The organism is Streptococcus sciuri (assembly GCF_024814375.1).
In the GTDB taxonomy this organism is placed as follows: Bacteria; Bacillota; Bacilli; order Lactobacillales; family Streptococcaceae; genus Streptococcus; species Streptococcus sciuri.
The window spans coordinates 238,172-257,346 of sequence record NZ_JANUXX010000001.1 but is presented as its reverse complement, the minus strand read 5'-3'; the positions used below and the strand labels follow the sequence as shown (position 1 = coordinate 257,346).

The window sequence follows — 19,175 nt, the reverse complement described above, 5'->3', positions numbered from 1 at the left end:
GATTTAGTTTTGTTTATTAAAATATTTTTTTGTTTCTTTAAAGATAATAGGAGAGAGTGCCAAAAGAGCAATAAGATTCGGAAGTGCCATGAGACCATTAACAATGTCTGCGATAATCCAGATGAGGTCAAGCTTGAGAAATCCTCCTGCAGCAACCATTAGGATGAAAATAGAGCGGTAAAACCAAATACCTTTCGTTCCAAAGAGAAATTCAAAGCAGCGCTCTCCATAATAACTCCATCCAAGAATCGTTGTGAAAGCGAAGAGAACGAGACAGAGTGTGAGTGTGATATTTCCAGCACTACCAAAGACAGTCGAAAAAGCTGCTTGTGTTAGTGGAGCGCCTTCCAACCCTTTGATAGTCCATTGACCTGTGACAATGATAGAAAGCCCCGTCAATGTACAAATGATGAGGGTATCGATGAAAGTTCCTGTCATAGAGATGAGTCCTTGTTCAACAGGTTCATTAGTCTTGGCAGCAGCTGCCGCAATAGGTGCAGATCCTAGACCAGATTCATTGGAGAAAACACCACGAGCGATACCTTTTTGGATAGCCTCTTTGACAGTAGCACCAGCAAATCCTCCGATAGCTGCAGTACCTGTAAAAGCACCTTTGAAAATCTGTGAAATAGCAGGAAGAATGTTATTATAGTGTGTAAAGATAACGGTTAACGTCGCAAGAATATAAAGAATTGCCATGAAAGGTACGATTCTTTCTGAAACTCTAGATATGGACTGAATACCTCCAAAAATGATAATAGCAACGATAATAGAAATGCTAACGCTGACTATCTCAGGTGAAAAACCAAAGCTATTTTGAAGAGAGGAAGTGATAGAATTAACTTGTGAGAAAGTTCCAATCCCTAAAAAAGCGACCAAAATACCAGCTAAAGCAAAGAAAATGGCGAGTGGTTTCCATTTTTTTCCCATACCATTGACGATATAGTACATAGGACCTCCAGAAATATCACCATTATCATCTTGTGAGCGGTATTTAATAGCGAGGAGTCCCTCAGCGTATTTTGTTGCCATACCAAAGAAAGCTGCAATCCACATCCAAAAGAGAGCACCTGGACCACCGGCTTTGATAGCGGTAGCGACTCCTACAATATTTCCTGTTCCGATAGTAGCAGCTAGTGCTGTTGCTAAAGCTGCAAAACTAGAAATATCACCTTCTCCCTCATCTTTGGAAAAAATTAACCTAAAAGCCTTTGGAAGACGAATAATCTGCAAGAAACCAAGGCGAATTGATAGATAAATACCAGTCCCTACAAGTAAAATAAGTAGTGGTGGTCCCCAGACGAGATTGTCCATAGCATTAAAAAAATCAAGCACAGTGTTTACCTTCTTTCAACTTTTTTTGACTCAAAGAAAGAGACAAAAACGATATAACACAAAAAAGAGAAGCTCCGACGGAACTTCTGCGACACAAAAGATAAGCTTAAAAAGCCTTACACTGGGCATTTACTTATCTTCTGTCCTTTTGCCTGAGAGATTGAGCATATGCTTTGCCCCTTCGGCGCCTGTCACTAATGGACAAGTCTCTCCAGAAGCCCGTCAATCAATCAGTCCTGTCTAGTTGACACCTGAGAGTGTGATTCCTTCGGCGAAAGCAGAGCTTTCTTCTCCTAATTGACGTCATTCGGTTTATGTAATTGTTTAATAGTTTAAAGGAAAAGTGGACAATTGTCAATAACCTTTTTGAAAAAAATTACGTTTAAAGTAAGTTTTTAGAGTTTTAGAAAACGAAAAATAAATAAGATGATTTATCTCAATAAACTACCGGGAGCTTTATCTGAGCTTCAAACAACTATTCTTTTATCAGAGGTGAGTCTTGAACTTCTATAAAAAGGGATGAATTGCCAAAAGAAATCAAAGAGTTACAATTTGAACGTGCTACTCTCAAAAAGAACAGAGATAATATTGTAAAAGATTATCTCTGTGATAAAGGGATGAAAGAAGAATGTGAGTATAAAAAAGAATCTAAGAATATATGCGTAATGTGACCAATTTCAGTATTTGCGGTGGAAAAATAAAGTGAGTAAATAATTTGATTATCAGATTGACTCTTGATATAATTAGATTATTCAGAAAAATATTGTTATTTTTCTGAATAATCAAAAAATTAAGGGAGAGGTTTTATGGGTAAATACGCTTTTATTACCAATACAGGTTCTAACACTATCTCAGTTGTTGACTTACAACTTAACAAAGAAGTTAAGCAAATTGCTATTGGCGATAGCCCTCGTGGTGCTATGGCGATTGACAGGAGTAGAGGTTTTGGATTTGTATCAAATTGTGCAGGGAACACAATTTCCGTTGTTAATCTAAAAACGGGCTTCGAGGAGAAAAAAATTGAAGTCGGACTTGCACCACGTGGTGTGGATATCTCACCAGATAACAATACTATTTTGATTACTGCCTTTCAACGTATGATGTTGACAGATATTGATCTAGCTTATGACCGAGTATCTGTGGTCTCTTTAGATAATCTTACAAGGGTTGGTGATGTTCCTTCTGGTTTGGGAGCATGCAGTTTGAACATTATTGACAGTGAAGAAATTGAAGAATTCTTTGTCAATAATCCTTATTACATGAACATGATTGCAATGGCGTAATGAAACAGTATAGTTTATTATTTAGAGAAAGAAATTTCTTAAAGTTTATAACGTCTATTAGTCTTATCTATTTAGCACAATCTATTGTGGATGTAGCTATCATTTGGTTGGTTTATGAAAAAACACAGCAACCATTATTTATTGCTCTATCCGTATTTATCACGCAGGTACCATCTCTAGTTTCTGCACCTTTCCTAGGAACTTTGATGGATAAGATGAAAGTTTCTCGAGCAATCTCATTAGCTAGTTCCATTAAAGCTGCTGTTTTTATTATTTTATGTATATTGTCAATCCATATAAATAATATTGTGCTAATAGTTATTGCTCTATTGCTTATTCTAAATAGTGCTGTTGCTCCACTTATTTCGGCTGGAAGTCTAACAATTGTTAAAGAAATTTTAGATGAGCAACAATTTCATTCTGCTAATGCTCTTGTCAATATTTCATTTGATGTTTGCTATTTGTTAGGAGCGTTTATTTCAGGGATTATTATTGACACTACTAATCATCAGGTCATTTTTCTTTTCGCAGCTGCTTTATTTATTGTTGCGACAATTCTTTTGCTGTTGATTAAACCTCAAGAGAATAATGAACAAGGTCAAGAAGAGGAAAACAGTACAAAAAATACGGTTCTTCAAGCTCTCCGATATTTGAAATCAAATCCAAAATTATTGTCATTAGTTCTGTTGACATCATTATGGAATTTATTGATATGGGGAGCATTTCCGATAATCTTTCCAATCTTTGTGAAGAATGTTCTTCATGAAGGTGCTGCAACTTATGGTATTATCAATGGTGTTCAATCATTTGGGATTATTATTGGTTCGTTGATTGTAGGAGGCATACCTAAATATAAAAATAGCTTTCATTTAACTTTTCTATTTTTGATTGCTCACTGTATATTTATTGCTGTCTTTTCTTTACAAAATAGTTTAATGCTATCGATTACTTTGCTGATTTTAGCAGGCATCATATCTTCACCTGTAATGATTTATAAATCAACCTTCTTTCAAGAAGAAATTCCTGGACAACTAAAAGGGAGAATTTTTAGCATTATTGGTTTGTTAGGAACTGTGACTTATCCTATAGGTAACTTTCTAACAGCATTGATCCTAAATTATATTCCCTCAGCAAGTGTTGGAATGTTACTATTTGCTTATGCAGTAATTTTATTAGTTCTTTGTTCTATCTTATTTGCCTTTTTATATCGCAAAGATATGACAAACGAATAATGCAACTTGAATGAAATAGTGCTTTTCTAGGCACTATTTTTGGGTTGATATGGTATGCTTGAAGAATAAAGAAAAAGGCGATTACATCTCTATGCAATCACTTCATGGGAAATTGAAAAATAAAATCTATTTAGGATTGATTAGGCTAAACAAATACTACGCAAGCCAATAGCTATAAAAGGGTAGATAGTAGTGAAAGAACCGTATTATTTACCTTTGATGAAATGATATTTTCAAGAAATTGTTGGACAAGAGGATAGGTTGGGGTTTCTAGGAAATCATGCTAATGATGATTCATTTCCATCACAGAAATTTTGAAAAGGAGCTAAAAAAATATATCGGTTATGATTGTCAATACTATAAATATGAATAGCCAAAAAAGGACTGGAGACGGATAACTCCTGATCACCAATTAAGGCAAGCTCTGACCTTACTTAATCAATCAGACAATATTGCAGCATAGAAAAGTTAATATCATCAATACTGAAGCAAGGAAAAAATTTATTTCAGCCTTTTTTCGATGATAAGAACTCCCAGAAAAAGACACATACTACGTTTAAAGCAAGACTAGATTTGATTTTTATATTGTTTTATGGTAAAATGCTACGAGACATAGGTTTTTAAACTCATACAGAGAGGTGAGAAAGACATAGTATATTTAGGAGTCTATGAGATTTAGAGGGCTTTTTTTGTGCCCGAAAGGAGTTTTTTCATGACTGCAATGACTCAATCGAATCAAGCAGAATTGCTTGATTCTGAATTGAAAACAGTTGATTTACTTTTGGATGTTAATCAAAAGCCTACCCCATTAAAAGGGTTATTGCTAAGTTTTCAGCATGTTTTTGCCATGTTTGGAGCAACTATCTTAGTACCTTTAACGCTTGGTATGCCTGTATCGGTGGCTCTTTTTGCTTCTGGTGTTGGAACGCTTATCTATCAAGTAGCGACCAAGTGTAAAGTACCTGTTTACTTGGGATCATCCTTTGCTTATATTACAGCTATGTCTCTGGCCATTAAACAACTGAATGGTAACCTATCAGCAGCGCAGACAGGTATTTTATTTGTTGGATTGATTTATGTAGTGATTGCGGCTTTGGTGAGATTGATGGGAACTAAGTGGATTGACACCTTATTGCCACCGATTGTTATCGGTCCTATGATTATCGTTATTGGACTAGGACTTGCCAATTCAGCAGTAACGAATGCTGGTTTTGTATCTGGTGGTAATTGGAAAAATATGCTAATAGCGAGTGTCACCTTTTTGATTGCTGCTTTTATCAATACAAAAGGCAAAGGATTTGTTAGAATCATTCCGTTTCTCTTTGCTATCATTGGTGGTTATTTAGTGGCTTTATGCCTTGGAATGGTGGATTTATCGCCAGTAGCCAAGGCAGCATGGTTGGAGTTACCAGGTTTTATTTTACCTTTTAAAACAGGTCTCTTTAAGCATTATAATCTTTACTTTGGATCAGAAATGCTTGCCATCTTGCCCATTTCAATCGTGACTGTAGCTGAGCATATTGGAGATCATACTGTTCTTAGTCAAATTTGTGGACGCCCTTTTCTGAAAAATCCCGGTCTCAATCGTACTCTGATTGGAGATGGAGTGGCAACTACTGTTTCTGCCTTTCTTGGTGGACCTGCTAATACGACTTACGGAGAGAATACAGGAGTTATTGGCATGACACGTATCGCCTCTGTCTCTGTTATTCGTCATGCTGCTTTGATTGCCATCGCCTTTTCCTTTCTTGGGAAGTTTACAGCAATTATCTCCACTATCCCAAGTGCTGTCCTAGGGGGAATGTCTATTTTGCTTTACGGTGTTATTGCTAGTAATGGGCTTAAAGTGTTAATCGAAAATCGTGTTAACTTTGGTCATATCAGAAATCTTATCATTGCAAGCTCTATGCTTGTACTTGGTTTGGGTGGTGCTGTGCTTGATTTACATGTTTTGACACTTTCTGGAACAGCGCTTAGTGCGATTGTTGGTGTAATATTGAACCTGATTTTACCAAAAGAAAGCCAAAACTAATCTTGGGAGACCTTAGGGTCTTTTTCTGATAACCAAAGCATTTTTAGAGAAAAAATGGTATAATTTCAAGGTTAGATATAAAGTAGAATGGAAGTTACAGATGAATCCTTTACTGAATGGAATGAACGATAAACAAGCCGAAGCTGTGCAAACAACAGAAGGACCACTACTCATCATGGCAGGAGCTGGTTCTGGAAAAACACGTGTGCTAACACATCGCATTGCCTACTTAATTGATGAAAAAATGGTTAATCCGTGGAATATCCTTGCTATTACTTTTACTAATAAGGCGGCAAGAGAAATGCGTGAACGAGCTATAGCTTTAAATCCTGCTACACAAGATACACTCATTGCGACTTTTCACTCGATGTGTGTAAGAATTTTACGCCGTGATGCGGATCATATTGGTTATAATCGCAATTTCACTATTGTTGCCCCAAGCGAGCAGAGGACATTGATGAAGCGTATCTTGAAGGAGCTTAATATCGACCTTAAAAAGTGGAGTGAACGTTCAATTTTAGGTACGATTTCTAATGCTAAAAATGATTTATTAGACGAGGTGGCTTATGAACAGCAAGCAGGAGATAGTTACACCCAGATAGTGTCACGTTGCTACAAAGCTTATCAAGCAGAGCTTCGCAAGTCAGAGTCCATGGATTTTGATGACCTGATTATGTTAACATTGAAACTGTTTGATAATAACCCTGATGTGTTAGCTTACTACCAACAGCGCTATCAATATATTCATGTGGATGAGTATCAAGATACCAACCATGCTCAATACCAATTGGTTACATTATTATCTTCTCGCTTTAAAAATATTTGTGTTGTTGGGGACGCAGATCAATCCATTTATGGCTGGCGCGGAGCTGATATGCAAAATATTTTGGATTTTGAAAAAGACTATCCAGAAGCTAAGGTTGTTTTGCTTGAAGAAAACTACCGCTCAACCAAAACTATCCTGCAAGCTGCCAATGATGTTATCAAAAATAATAAAAAACGTCGTCCCAAAAAGCTTTGGACGCAAAACGCAGATGGTGAGAAGATTGTTTATTACCGTGCTGATAATGAACAAGAGGAGGCTGTTTTTGTCGCTTCAACGATTGATAATATCACCTGCGAAACAGGTAAAAATTTCAAAGATTTTGCTGTGCTTTATCGCACCAATGCGCAGTCTCGTACCATTGAAGAAGCACTCTTAAAATCCAATATTCCTTATACCATGGTTGGTGGGACTAAGTTCTACAGTCGTAAGGAAATTCGAGATGTTATTGCTTATCTCAATGTCATCGCCAATCCAGCAGATAATCTCTCTTTTGAGCGTATTGTCAACGAACCAAAACGTGGTATTGGATCTGGAACGGTTGACAAACTCCGAGATTTTGCTGATAGCAATGAACAGTCACTCTTAGTTGCTGCCAGTAATCTTATGTTGCCCATTCGTGGAAAAGCTGCTACAGCTCTAACTGAGCTATCGACAATACTCTCTCAATTACGTCATCAGCTAGATAATCTGACTTTGACAGAGTTAGTAGAGACTATTTTGGATAAGACAGGTTATCTACAGGCACTGCAGGTGCAAAACACACTAGAAAGTCAGTCACGTATTGAAAATATTGAGGAATTTCTCTCTGTGACCAAAACATCAGATGAGGCTAACGCTAAAAAGGAAGAAAAGGAAAATGGATTAGAGCGCTTAGGGCATTTTTTAAACGATTTAGCGTTGATTGCCGATACAGATGATGGCGAGCGTGAGACAGCAGAGGTCACTCTCATGACGTTACATGCTGCTAAAGGACTTGAGTTTCCAGTCGTTTTCCTCATTGGTATGGAAGAAGGAGTGTTTCCACTATCACGAGCAAACGAAAATCAAGATGAGATAGAAGAAGAACGTCGTCTTGCCTACGTTGGTATCACACGAGCTGAAGAATTACTTTTTTTGACTAACGCTAACACAAGAACCTTGTATGGTCGTAGTTCACATAATCGTCCAACACGTTTCATTCGTGAGATTGATGAAAAGCTATTGCAATTTCAAGGCTACGCTCGTCCTGTTGAGTCGTCTTTTGGGGTTCGTTATTCAGGAGAGAAAGCAAAACGGTTTGGACAAGGAATGAGTCTTCAGCAGGCATTGAAAACTCGTAAGGCTAGCTATAGTCCCCAGTCAAAGTCTCCTTCTGTCTTACCATTTGGAGGCAAAGCTGTCTCTCCAATACCTGATATTGATTGGCAAGTCGGAGACAATGTCCATCACAAAAAATGGGGAGATGGTGTTGTCCTAGAAGTGTCTGGTAGTGGTCAAATACAAGAATTAAAAATTAATTTCCCAGATATTGGGCTTAAAAAAGTTCTAGCCAGTATCGCACCTATTGAAAAAAAGGTATAGTTTTAAACTATATCTTTTTGCTTTGAATAAGTATTAGTAAATGAGAGTTTAAAAGAGTACAATAAAGGCAAGTTTTTTAAGGAGGAGAAAGCAGATGACAAAAGAAGAACTTCATTTTGAAACTTTGCAATTACATGCAGGACAGAGCGTTGATGAATCTAGTAAGTCACGTGCGGTGCCTATTTATCAAACAACTTCTTATGTATTTGATAGTGCACAGGAGGCAGAGGAGATTTTTGCTCTTAGAAAGCCAGGAAATATCTATACACGTGTCACTAATCCGACAGTTGCCGTATTTGAGGAGAGGATTGCAGCACTTGAAAAAGGGGTTGGAGCCCTTGCGACAGCTTCAGGCATGGCAGCCATTACCAATACAATATTGTCCTTGGCACATGCTGGTGATCACGTGGTAGCGGCAACAACGCTTTACGGTGGTACGTTTAACTTATTAAAAGAAACTTTGCCACGTTATGGTATTACAACTTCGTTTGTAAATGTCGAAGATTTAGAAAGCTTGAAAAAGACCATTCGGGAAAATACAAAGCTTGTTTACATCGAAACACTTGGCAATCCATTGATTAACATTCCAGATATTGAACAAATTGCAACGATTGCGCATCAGCATAGGATTCCACTTGTTGCGGACAATACGTTTGCAACGCCTTATCTCATCAATGTCTTTTCATACGGTGTTGATATTGTTGTTCATTCGGCAACTAAATTTATCGGTGGTCACGGAACAACCATTGGTGGTGTCATTGTTGATAGTGGACAATTTGATTGGGAAGCAAGTGGTAAATTTCCTCAATTTGTAGAGGAAGATCCATCTTATCACCATCTCAGCTACACCCGTGATTTCGGAGAAGCTGCCTTTATCACAGCAGTCAGAACCCAGTTACTCCGCGATATGGGAGCTGCTCTCTCGCCGTTTAATGCTTTTTTGCTTTTGCAGGGACTTGAGACGCTGTCATTGCGCCTTGAGCGTCATATTGAAAATGCACAAAAAATTGTTGCCTTTTTGGACAATCATGACAAGGTAGAAAGCGTTAATTACCCAAGTCTACCATCAAGCCCTTATTACGCTTTATCTCAAAAATATTTTCCAAAAGGTGCAGGTTCTATCTTTACTTTCCATGTCAAAGGTGGAGCAGATGAGGCTAGGCGAGTGATTGATCATTTGAGTCTATTCTCAGACCTTGCTAATGTTGCAGACGCTAAATCATTAGTAGTACATCCAGCAACGTCAACACATGGGCAACTATCCCCAAGTGACTTAAAAGCTTGTGGTATTTCAGAAAATCAAATTCGTTTATCTATCGGTCTGGAAAACGTTGCAGATTTGATTGCAGATTTGGACAAAGCATTAGCTACAATTTAGGAGGTTTTATGGTTACATTAAGAGAAGCTTTTGAACGATTTAAAAAAGCGAAAGTTGTGGATTTGACTCATAGCATTAACGAAAATAGTCCACATTTTCCAGCACTTCCCCCTCTTGAGAAAAAAGATGTTTTCACATTAAAAGATGGCTTTCACGTTCAACAGTTTAGTTTTGTTGGGCAATACGGAACACATATCGATGCACCTATTCATTTTGTAGCAGGTGGTAAATGGCTAGATGAATTGCCACTTGATAATCTTTTTCTACCACTTTATGTGATTGATTTATCACAGGAAGTGGCTAAAAATCCCAACTATGAGTTGAAGATTGCAGATATTTTAGCTTTTGAAGAAAAATATGGAGAAATTGAGCCAAATGCCTTTGTAGCTTTTCGCAGTGACTGGTCTAAGCGTTGGCCAAGTCAAGAACAGTTTAGAAATCTCAATTCTAAAGGAGAACAGGAAACCCCTGGCTGGAGCTTCGAAGCTTTGGAGTTTCTCATTAAGGAAAGACAGGTTGCCGCTGTTGGTCATGAGACACTAGATACAGATAGTGGTCAAACAGTTGCTAAGAATGGTGCTCTTCTTAATGAATATTATTTGCTTGAACAAGGGATTTACCAGATAGAAGTACTAGCCCATCTGGATCAAGTTCCATCAACGGGTAGTTTTATCCATATTAGTTATCCGCATTTTGAAAGAGCAACAGGGTCACCTGCTAGAGTACTAGCTTATATAAATTAAAAAAACGTAGGATGTTTTCCTACGTTTTTATTATCTGTCTATAAGCGTTGCACAGTGATAGTATGATGGGGTAAGAGGTGAGGAAGTGAAATTTTTTAGTTGGTAAATCAGCTTGATTACCAAAGTATCTTGTTTAAGTGACTTTGTGTTTTGTGATGTTGTCCTAGCCATAGTAACATCCTCCTTCAACTAGATTGCCTTTCATTTTAGATGAGGAGGCTTAAGAAAATCTTACAATTTGAAAATGGTTTTTTCATTTATTTGACTTTCTGCGGTTACAGTTTTTACAAAGCATCTGAAGGTTTTCAAAATTGGTTTTGCCACCTTCGATCCAAGGCGTTATGTGGTCTCCCTCCATTTCTTTGTAATCAAAGTGATTGTGACAGATAGGGCATATTCCCTCTTGTTCTTCGTATTTTTTACGTTTTTGATTATCGGTAAAAGATCTTAGGTTTAGGTGTTTTTCTTGATGATCGAAAAGATAAGGGTAGATACCACTATGTTTTTGAACTTCATCATCTTGGATGAGTTGCTTAATTTCGGCTTCAAACTCTTCTGTGTCATAGCTATTTTTGTGATATCTATTGTATAGCTCACCCCATGGCTGCCCTTTCATTTCCTTGCGGTAGTATTTATTTGTAGGAAAAAGCATTTCAATCCAGTTAATGACAGTTTTATAGTAAGCCCATAGCTCGTTAGCATTTTTGTCATACTGATGTTGAGCCATGTAGCTTTCAATCTCGCCGTGATTAATCCATGATAGCGCTGTTTCAAGATATTCTTGGCGGTTTGGAGTGCCTTTTACTAGCTTATTACCTATGGAATAGGCTGGACCACTGGTCTTTGAAAAGTAGCGTTTAGCGTCTGCTAACCATGGACCAGTATAGACAGAGTTTCTCAATTCTTGGTCAGTCAGCTTTTCGCCTGCGATATTGATGGTCTTGAACCAGTCTAGCTTTTCGCTATCTGTTCCCTCGCAAATATAGATCATGAGTTCATAATCTAAGAATTGATTTTGTTTATCAATGGGGAGATTAGCAAATCCCATGAAATTCAGGGAAAACTCATTATTGAAATATTGGCAAATACTTAGAGTTCTTTGCTGACCGTCAAGGACTTCATAGGTATCTTCGCCAGTTTTGACCCAATACATGACATTTAGTGGGAATCCTTTCTGTACAGTATCAATCACGGCATCACGTTGTTTGTCTTTATAGACGAATTCACGCTGATAGGGAGGGCGAACGTCTAATCGTCCACCATAGGCTTTCACGCCATTTTCCTCATTATCTTCATAACCAGTGACAAGGTCACCGATTTTAATATGGTGTAGGTTGATTTTCATTTGCTAGCCTTTCTTTTGATAATGATTCTTTTATATTTTCCGTTTCCATTTATAATCGGTGCATCGTATCTTGAATGTGGCTTTTTGATTTTTTCTAGCTGTCCATCTCCTCCACGGTCAGTAGTCCATATTATTTCAAACTGTTCAGGGTTATACTTACACATGAAAGTAATCGGTACCCCCATAACACCATCATAATCAAAAGGAATTTCAGCGACTTTATCAATATTAATGGCGTGATAGTTGTCATACTCAGGATATTCTTCAGGTGTGTAGCTCTTGTATAGAATCAGCTCCTCGTGACGTTGTTTGAAATCAAGGTTGGTAAACCAGCAGATATTGCCTAAACTTCGCCATTTTTGCCCTGTTTCATCAATCCAAAACCGTGTTTTTCGTGGTTCATAGTGAGCTGGCACTTTGAAAGCCATATCGCCATAGTTTGCACCAAGCCACATTTGCTTACTCTGTAAATAACCAAAAATTTCTTTATAGGTTATAGCGTTTTGATTGCCAATGATGAGAAAGTCTTTTTGATATTTAAAGAGCTGGGCAATAAATTCACGAAAGAGACTAAAGGGTGGATTTGTGACCACGATGTCACACTCTTTCAGTATAGCGATACTCTCATCGCTTCGGAAATCGCCGTCCCCTTCTAGGTTGGTGATATATCCAAGAGGTAGGTCAATATTAGAACCCTCTAGAGTCAAAAATGTAGGCTTGTTTTTAGCTTCATCTGGAACATTTTTATAAATATCAAGACGATAAGACTGCCCATTTTCCATATAGTGGGTTGAGGTTAGACGAGATAAGCCAAGACGTTTGAAATTCAAAGTGAAGTAACGCCAAAAAGAGCTTTCTTCAGGGTCATCACAGTTACAAAAAACGTGTTTCCCCTTAAAATGACTTGTATAGTGTTTTAGCTCTTTTTCTATATCGCTGATTTGCGTGTAAAATTCATCCTCTTTATCTGCTTTTGCGCGTGTCAGTGAGTTATTTCCAGCCATTATGCCACCTCTTTTTTGAAAGCGAGATAGCAAAACAGACTTCCTCACAAAAATGTGAAAAAGCCTGTTTTAAAGCTTGACAAAAAACACGTCCGATTACATAATCAGCGTGAGCTGGTGAGCTGGTGAGCTGGTGAGCTGGTGAGCTGGTGAGCTGTGATTGCGTTCATAATACTCAATTTCCTTTATTTTTGATACTTCTATTATAGCAAATTTCGATAACTTTTTATAATGGAAAGTTAGATTTGAAAGTTTTTGGAGGAGGGCTAAAACGTGAGGTTATAAGCATTTATCACTCATCACTACTTTGATATTATCTATTATGGTTGGTGTATGCTGGTATATAATTTTCCACAATTAAAAAGGATTGATAAAGGATGGCTTGTTCTTGCCTTGTTTGAATTGTTTGCGGTATTGGCTAGGTGTTAGTTGGTGATAGCGCTTAAACAGTCGGTTAAAGTTAGACAAATTATTAAAACCAACAGCTGTAGCAATATCAATAACAGCCTTGTCAGTATTAATAAGTTCATCGCAAGCTTTACTCAGACGCACCTGAATGATAAATTCTACACAGGATGTGCCAGTATGTTGCTTAAAGAGAGTCATAAAGTGCGTTTTACTATAGCCCATAAAGTCTGCTAGATAGTCGATAGTCAGTTGTTTATGGTAGTTGTGATTGATATGGTCAATGATCTGTCTAATCTGGTCATTTTTGCGATAAATATCGTCAGACAATTTTCGAATGACATAGCGATGATAATAAAACAAATAAGTTAATTCATTCAGATAGGCCTTTAGCAGTAACTCAAAATGGCGGTCTTCCTCCTGAATGATACGAAAGATACGAAAAAGACAGTCTTTAATTTCCTCATAACCTATATCCTGTGGTTTAATAATAGGGACAAATTTGAAAGCACTAGACTGAAGTGGTTGGAGATACCTAAGGCTTACTTGATCAATGATAGAGTAGCCAATCATATCAAGGTGAAATTGGAGTGTGTCTGTGACATGACGTTCTTTTTGGATAGGGTGGATGGAGTGCATGCCATTGGGACGAATAAGGATAATATCACCTGCTTCGCTATTGAAAAAATCATAGTCAATATGATAACGAGCAGTCCCTTCTCTGATGTAGTTAATCTCTAACTCTGGATGCCAATGAAACAAGATATCAGGGCGACCATTTTCTACAGTCGTTTGATAGTATCGGTAAGGGAGCAAGTGATTATTTCCTTTATCACTATATCTACTAATAGTCATAAAAATCCATCTCTTTCCATAATCATATGATAGTATCATTCTATCATATGATGACCAAACTGTCAGGTTTTAGAATTTTGTTTCTGATGAGAATAAATTTCTCTTTTGCTACTAACAGTTAAGCTCTCATCTATGGTATAATACTACAAGTACTTATATATTATTTGCAATAGAAAGATTTGAGCCAGATAACTGGCAAAGAGGTAGAGTTTCATGTCTCAATCTTCAAAAGATTATATCAATGTTATTGGTGCAGGGCTTGCAGGATCTGAAGCTGCTTATCAGATTGCAAAGCGTGGTATTCCAGTACGTCTCTATGAAATGCGTGGTGTTACATCTACTCCACAACACAAGACAGAGCAGTTTGCAGAGTTAGTTTGCTCTAATTCCTTGCGTGGTGATAGCTTGACTAATGCAGTTGGGCTTCTAAAAGAAGAAATGCGTAGACTTGACTCTATCATTATGCGAGCAGCGGAGAGTACTCGTGTGCCAGCAGGTGGAGCACTAGCAGTTGACCGCGAGGGCTTTTCACAGACAGTGACTGATGAAGTGACCAATCACCCATTCATCACTGTCATGCGTAAGGAAATCACCGAAATCCCAACAGATGCTATTACTGTCATTGCGACGGGACCTTTGACAAGCGACGCCTTGGCAGAGAAAATTCACGATCTAAACGGTGGCGAAGGCTTTTATTTCTACGATGCAGCAGCGCCTATCGTAGATGTTAATACGATTGATATGAGCAAAGTTTATCTCAAATCTCGCTACGATAAAGGTGAAGCAGCTTATCTCAACGCACCTATGACCAAGGAAGAGTTTATAAACTTTTATGAGGCGCTAGTCAATGCAGAAGAAGCACCACTCAATAGTTTTGAAAAAGAGAAATATTTTGAAGGCTGTATGCCTATTGAGATTATGGCAAAGCGTGGTATTAAGACAATGCTTTATGGTCCGATGAAACCGGTGGGTTTAGAATATCCAGAGGACTATACAGGTCATCGTGACGGCGAATTTAAGACTCCTTACGCTGTAGTTCAACTGCGTCAGGACAATGCAACGGGTAGTCTTTACAATATCGTTGGTTTCCAGACACACCTTAAGTGGGGTGAACAAAGACGTGTCTTTCAGATGATACCAGGGCTTGAGAATGCCGAGTTCGTCCGATATGGTGTTATGCACCGCAATTCTTACATGGATTCGCCAAATCTCATCAAACAGACCTTCCAGTCCAAGCGTCAGGACAATCTCTTTTTTGCAGGGCAAATGACAGGTGTTGAGGGTTATGTCGAGTCTGCTGCCAGTGGATTGATAGCCGGTATCAACGCTGCACGTCTCTTCAAGGGTGAGAGCGAGATTATTTTTCCAGAGACGACAGCCATCGGTAGCCTTCCGCACTATATTACACATGCCGATAGCAAGCACTTCCAGCCTATGAATGTCAACTTCGGCATTATAAAAGAGCTGAATGGTTCACGTATCCGTGATAAGAAAGCCAGATATAAGAAAATCGCTGAGCGTGCTTTGGCTGACTTAGAGACTTATTTGTCTTATTAAAATCATACTAAACTTACAATTTTGTAAGTTTTGAGCGTCCAAGTGTAAGATTTGGGCGCCTTTTTTTGCGGTACAATGGTATCAGAAAGTCAAGGAGGAAAACATATGATGAAAAGGACCATCGGTTATGGAAGAGGTGTTTTATTTCTTCTTTTGGTTGCGGTATTTCTACTAACTGCTTGTCAAACAAAGGAGAAGCAGCAGGTGTCACTTGATACCAACAGCCAAACGCTAAAAATAAAAGGCGTAGACTACGACATCTCTAACAAAGAAGTTTCAGAAGACGCCATTTAAAAGCTGGCATATCGCTTTAAAGCCTATCTTGTCCTAGATAGTGACAATAAATTTTGCCAATCCAAGTCTATACGTGCTTTGATGGATTATGCTAAAGAGCAACTAGAAGATAAAAAAGCCACATCTAATACGCTACTTTTTATCGGAAATGTCTATCAGTCTGCAAATGGGCTTGCAGTGTTGGTCAAAGACAGTTACTATAAGCTTGAAAAAACAAGTATAAAAATCAACGATAAACTCGACTTGATATCGCTGATAAGGTAGGGAGATAGTGAGTCTAGAGAGATCCAGAACTCATCAATCGATGATTACAATAATACAGTAGATAAACAAGCCTACCACATTTCTGATATACTAGTGAGTGAGGACAATATCGACTCTTACGTTACAATTTTATCAGAGAGTTTGACTTTTGAGACCAAAATTGACAAGATTTTTGATAAAACAACATTAACCTTATCAAGCTAACCGACGTTAGTGCTACTGATAAGACGGACTGGGATTATAGTGACCTCTATCATATCAAGGAAAACGCCGACGACTTAGTCGTTGCTATCAATCATGACTATCATTTACTACAAAAGGAAAATTAAAGGAGTTATTATGTTTTTAGAAATCAATCACTTAGAGAAAATCTACCACACTCGCTTTTCAAAGGAACAAACTCGTGCCCTTCAAGATGTCAACTTTAAGGTTGACGGTGGTGAATTTATCGCTATCATGGGTGAGTCAGGATCTGGTAAGACAACATTATTGAATATTTTAGCAACACTAGAAAAACCAACTAAAGGTTCTGTCATTCTAGATAATCAGGATATTACAAAAATTAAGGACAATGAACGTGCTAGTTTTCGCCTGCATAATCTTGGCTTTGTCTTTCAAGATTTTAATCTTTTAGACACTCTGTCTATCAGAGACAATATTTTCTTACCTCTAGTGCTAGAGCGCAAAACTTACAAGGAAATGGCACAGCGTCTAGATGAAATAGCACCACAGTTGCGTATCGATAATTTGCTAGATAAACGTCCCTTTGAATTGTCAGGTGGGCAAAAACAAAGGGTTGCAATTGCCCGCAGTCTCATGACAAAGCCACAGTTACTTCTAGCAGATGAACCGACAGCTGCTCTGGATTACCGTAATTCAGAAGACCTTTTAGAACTCTTTGAAGCTATTAATCTCAACGGTCAAACTATTTTAATGGTTACTCATTCAGCTAATGCTGCAAGTCATGCAAGACGTGTTCTTTTTATCAAGGACGGTCGTATCTTCCACCAAGTTTATCGTGAAAACAAATCAACAAAAGCATTCAGCAAAGATATCTCACTTGCAATGTCTGCGCTTTTAGGAGGTGAATAGGATGTTTTACTTTAAGATGGCTTGGAATAACCTTAAAAATAGTTTTTCAAGCTATGTTCCTTTTATGTTGACCAGTTTTTTCCTTTATTTAGTAACCTGCTCGACTTTCCTTATCCTACTTAGTCCTATGGGGAAATCTATGGGGGCAGCTGCTACATCTATCGGTTTAGGGGCTATTGTTCTAAGTATTTTCTCGCTTATCATGGAACGCTATAGCTATCGCGTCCTCCTTAAACAGCGCAGTCGTGAATTTGGTCTATACAATATTTTGGGGATGAACAAACGCCAAGTAGGAATGGTTGCTACATTTGAGCTTATGATTATCTTTGCTATATTAGTCATCCTTGGAACACTCTTTAGTGGTATCTTTGCTAAATTTACCTATGTTATCTTTGTCAATCTAACAAACTATCATCTCCTTAATCTCAAGTTAGTAGCTCTCCCTTTTCTTGTCAATGCTCTTATTTTTGCAGGTATTTTCCTCATCTTATGGCTCAGTGCTTTGGCGCATATTAAATTATCATCACCGCTTAATCTCTTTCGTAGTCAACAACAAGGTGAAAAAGAACCACGTGGCAACGTTCTTCTTGCTTTACTGAGTGTTATTGCTATTAGCTATGCCTACTATATTGCTTTCACATCTGATAAATTATCTGCTATACAGGTTATTTACAAGTTTTTCTTTGCTGTACTGCTTGTTATTTTAGGGACTTACCTTTTCTATATTAGTTTTATGACTTGGTATCTCAAGCGTCGTAGAAAAAATAAAAACTATTATTATAAGCCAGAACATTTCGTATCAACCTCACAAATGATTTTTCGCATGAAGCAAAATGCAACAGGGCTGGCTAGTATTAGCCTACTAGCTGTTATGGCATTAGTAACAATCGGAACTACCGTCTCTCTATATGCTAACACACAAAATATGGTTAATGGTCTTTTTCTTAAAAATAGCCGCATTGAATACTATATACCTCAAAATAAAGAGATACAACCTGAAAAATATTTCCAAAAAGACGTCTTAGACAAGCTCCATCGCTCAACTAAAGAACTCATCACTTATCGAACAGCTATGATTGCACTTAATTACAATGGTGACAAAAAGGATATTATCATCAATGACAACAATATAGTAAACACCTCTATGTCAACAGGCTTTGTTTATATCATCACACAAAAAGATTTCAAGCATTTAGGAAATAGTATTAAAACACTAAAAGATAACGAAGTCCTCTTTTTGACACAAAAAGGGAACAGCTCTGTTAGCTCCTTTGACTTTTTTGGAAAGAAGTACAAGGTAAAAAAACTTAAACATGCGATTTTTCCAGATTTGCAAATCACCGTTAATAGTGCAGTTCTAGTGTTGCCAAGTAAAGCAGATTATCAAGAGATTTACAGACATTATCTCCCTTACGTTGATAAAGGTCTTGGAATCTCTGAAAACTATATCGCCAACTTAGATTTGTCTAAAACAGAGATAAGTAAAATTACAACAGCCAATCATACTGTTGGAGATGAGGAGTTTTCTGGCGTTCTTCGAACAAAATCAGAAAGTCTTAATCTGATGTATGAGTTTTACGGAGCTCTGCTCTTTACAGGTTTCCTTTTAGGTATTAGTTTTCTTCTCGGAGTTGCACTTATTGTTTATTACAAGCAGTACTCTGAGGGACATGAAGACAAGAAGTCTTATCATATCTTGCAGGAGGTCGGGATGAGTCAAAGGCAAATCAAAAAGACTATCAATTCACAAATCATTCTTTTCTTCTTTATGCCACTTGGTATTGCAACACTACATTATTTGATTGCCATACCTATGCTCAGACAACTCTTGCTGACTTTTGGTGTGACAGAGGCTAAGCTCGTCTATATTGTTAGTTTTATTACAATTGCTATTGTCGCAGTACTTTATTTTATTATCTATCGTATGACAAGCAAAACCTACTACAAAATTATCGAACACTGACGAGAAG

Annotated in this window: 16 protein-coding genes and 1 riboswitch; of the genes, 12 read left to right on the top strand and 4 right to left on the bottom strand. The window is 37.7% G+C overall.

Annotated features, from left to right (window positions below; genetic code table 11):
* Nucleotides 1-3: 3 nt before the first annotated feature.
* Nucleotides 4-1,335, bottom strand: coding sequence for an alanine/glycine:cation symporter family protein (locus NXS10_RS01240; protein ID WP_259136789.1), 1,332 nt, complete (start codon nt 1,333-1,335; stop codon nt 4-6).
* A gap of 130 nt (nt 1,336-1,465) precedes the next feature.
* A riboswitch (glycine riboswitch) is annotated at nt 1,466-1,560 on the bottom strand.
* Nucleotides 1,561-1,859: 299 nt separating this feature from the next.
* Between NXS10_RS01240 and NXS10_RS01235 the strand changes: the two genes are divergently transcribed.
* The 7 genes from NXS10_RS01235 to NXS10_RS01205 all read left to right on the top strand — a co-directional run bounded on the left by NXS10_RS01235 (nt 1,860) and on the right by NXS10_RS01205 (nt 10,389).
* Nucleotides 1,860-2,006 (top strand): hypothetical protein, encoded by a 147-nt coding sequence (locus NXS10_RS01235; protein ID WP_259136786.1) that lies wholly within the window; start codon nt 1,860-1,862, stop codon nt 2,004-2,006.
* A gap of 135 nt (nt 2,007-2,141) precedes the next feature.
* Nucleotides 2,142-2,618: a YncE family protein gene (locus NXS10_RS01230; RefSeq protein WP_259136783.1), complete on the top strand. Its 477-nt coding sequence runs from the start codon at nt 2,142-2,144 to the stop codon at nt 2,616-2,618.
* The gene (locus NXS10_RS01225) at nt 2,618-3,850 is read left to right on the top strand and encodes an MFS transporter (RefSeq protein WP_259136781.1); all 1,233 of its coding nucleotides are present in this window, start codon (nt 2,618-2,620) and stop codon (nt 3,848-3,850) included. The genes NXS10_RS01230 and NXS10_RS01225 overlap by 1 nt, the downstream gene beginning before the upstream one ends.
* Before the next feature lie 712 nt (nt 3,851-4,562).
* Complete coding sequence (locus NXS10_RS01220) at nt 4,563-5,882, top strand: uracil-xanthine permease family protein (protein WP_259136779.1); 1,320 nt, start codon at nt 4,563-4,565, stop codon at nt 5,880-5,882.
* Nucleotides 5,883-5,982: 100 nt separating this feature from the next.
* Nucleotides 5,983-8,268: a DNA helicase PcrA gene (gene pcrA / locus NXS10_RS01215; protein WP_259136776.1), complete on the top strand. Its 2,286-nt coding sequence runs from the start codon at nt 5,983-5,985 to the stop codon at nt 8,266-8,268.
* A gap of 94 nt (nt 8,269-8,362) precedes the next feature.
* Nucleotides 8,363-9,646: an O-acetylhomoserine aminocarboxypropyltransferase/cysteine synthase family protein gene (locus NXS10_RS01210; RefSeq protein WP_259136774.1), complete on the top strand. Its 1,284-nt coding sequence runs from the start codon at nt 8,363-8,365 to the stop codon at nt 9,644-9,646.
* Between the two features lie 8 nt (nt 9,647-9,654).
* A complete protein-coding gene (locus NXS10_RS01205) occupies nt 9,655-10,389 on the top strand; it encodes a cyclase family protein (protein ID WP_259136771.1) in 735 nt (244 codons plus the stop codon).
* Between the two features lie 253 nt (nt 10,390-10,642).
* Here the strand turns inward: NXS10_RS01205 and NXS10_RS01200 are convergent, their stop codons facing one another.
* The 3 genes from NXS10_RS01200 to NXS10_RS01190 all read right to left on the bottom strand — a co-directional run bounded on the left by NXS10_RS01200 (nt 10,643) and on the right by NXS10_RS01190 (nt 13,998).
* Nucleotides 10,643-11,734 carry an HNH endonuclease family protein gene (locus NXS10_RS01200; RefSeq protein WP_259136769.1) on the bottom strand — a complete coding sequence of 364 codons (1,092 nt, stop codon included), beginning with the start codon at nt 11,732-11,734 and terminating at the stop codon, nt 10,643-10,645.
* Complete coding sequence (locus tag NXS10_RS01195; RefSeq protein ID WP_259136767.1) at nt 11,731-12,738, bottom strand: adenine-specific methyltransferase EcoRI family protein; 1,008 nt, start codon at nt 12,736-12,738, stop codon at nt 11,731-11,733. Before NXS10_RS01195 ends, NXS10_RS01200 begins: the two co-directional genes overlap by 4 nt.
* Before the next feature lie 357 nt (nt 12,739-13,095).
* The gene (locus NXS10_RS01190; protein ID WP_259136765.1) at nt 13,096-13,998 is read right to left on the bottom strand and encodes a helix-turn-helix transcriptional regulator; all 903 of its coding nucleotides are present in this window, start codon (nt 13,996-13,998) and stop codon (nt 13,096-13,098) included.
* A 213-nt stretch (nt 13,999-14,211) separates the two neighbouring features.
* Here NXS10_RS01190 and trmFO point away from each other — a divergent pair, with 213 nt between their 5' ends.
* The 5 genes from trmFO to NXS10_RS01165 all read left to right on the top strand — a co-directional run bounded on the left by trmFO (nt 14,212) and on the right by NXS10_RS01165 (nt 19,168).
* The gene (gene trmFO, locus NXS10_RS01185) at nt 14,212-15,555 is read left to right on the top strand and encodes a methylenetetrahydrofolate--tRNA-(uracil(54)-C(5))-methyltransferase (FADH(2)-oxidizing) TrmFO (RefSeq protein ID WP_259136763.1); all 1,344 of its coding nucleotides are present in this window, start codon (nt 14,212-14,214) and stop codon (nt 15,553-15,555) included.
* Nucleotides 15,556-15,660: 105 nt separating this feature from the next.
* Entirely contained in the window at nt 15,661-15,849 is a 189-nt protein-coding gene (locus NXS10_RS01180; protein ID WP_259136761.1) for a hypothetical protein, read from the top strand.
* Nucleotides 15,850-15,930: 81 nt separating this feature from the next.
* The gene (locus NXS10_RS01175) at nt 15,931-16,113 is read left to right on the top strand and encodes a hypothetical protein (RefSeq protein ID WP_259136759.1); all 183 of its coding nucleotides are present in this window, start codon (nt 15,931-15,933) and stop codon (nt 16,111-16,113) included.
* Nucleotides 16,114-16,452: 339 nt separating this feature from the next.
* Entirely contained in the window at nt 16,453-17,205 is a 753-nt protein-coding gene (locus NXS10_RS01170; protein ID WP_259136757.1) for an ABC transporter ATP-binding protein, read from the top strand.
* 1 nt (nt 17,206) lies between these two features.
* Nucleotides 17,207-19,168, top strand: coding sequence for an ABC transporter permease (locus NXS10_RS01165; protein ID WP_259136755.1), 1,962 nt, complete (start codon nt 17,207-17,209; stop codon nt 19,166-19,168).
* The last annotated feature ends 7 nt before the right edge of the window (nt 19,169-19,175 follow it).

Excerpts from the sequence above, each read along its gene's own strand:
- NXS10_RS01230 (WP_259136783.1), top strand. The coding sequence starts at position 2,142 with ATGGGTAAATACGCTTTTATTACCAATACAGGTTCTAACACTATCTCA.
- NXS10_RS01225 (WP_259136781.1), top strand. The coding sequence starts at position 2,618 with ATGAAACAGTATAGTTTATTATTTAGAGAAAGAAATTTCTTAAAGTTT.
- NXS10_RS01220 (WP_259136779.1), top strand. The coding sequence starts at position 4,563 with ATGACTGCAATGACTCAATCGAATCAAGCAGAATTGCTTGATTCTGAA.
- pcrA (WP_259136776.1), top strand. The coding sequence starts at position 5,983 with ATGAATCCTTTACTGAATGGAATGAACGATAAACAAGCCGAAGCTGTG.
- NXS10_RS01210 (WP_259136774.1), top strand. The coding sequence starts at position 8,363 with ATGACAAAAGAAGAACTTCATTTTGAAACTTTGCAATTACATGCAGGA.
- NXS10_RS01205 (WP_259136771.1), top strand. The coding sequence starts at position 9,655 with ATGGTTACATTAAGAGAAGCTTTTGAACGATTTAAAAAAGCGAAAGTT.
- NXS10_RS01200 (WP_259136769.1), bottom strand. The coding sequence starts at position 11,734 with ATGAAAATCAACCTACACCATATTAAAATCGGTGACCTTGTCACTGGT.
- NXS10_RS01195 (WP_259136767.1), bottom strand. The coding sequence starts at position 12,738 with ATGGCTGGAAATAACTCACTGACACGCGCAAAAGCAGATAAAGAGGAT.
- NXS10_RS01190 (WP_259136765.1), bottom strand. The coding sequence starts at position 13,998 with ATGACTATTAGTAGATATAGTGATAAAGGAAATAATCACTTGCTCCCT.
- trmFO (WP_259136763.1), top strand. The coding sequence starts at position 14,212 with ATGTCTCAATCTTCAAAAGATTATATCAATGTTATTGGTGCAGGGCTT.
- NXS10_RS01180 (WP_259136761.1), top strand. The coding sequence starts at position 15,661 with ATGATGAAAAGGACCATCGGTTATGGAAGAGGTGTTTTATTTCTTCTT.
- NXS10_RS01175 (WP_259136759.1), top strand. The coding sequence starts at position 15,931 with ATGGATTATGCTAAAGAGCAACTAGAAGATAAAAAAGCCACATCTAAT.
- NXS10_RS01170 (WP_259136757.1), top strand. The coding sequence starts at position 16,453 with ATGTTTTTAGAAATCAATCACTTAGAGAAAATCTACCACACTCGCTTT.
- NXS10_RS01165 (WP_259136755.1), top strand. The coding sequence starts at position 17,207 with ATGTTTTACTTTAAGATGGCTTGGAATAACCTTAAAAATAGTTTTTCA.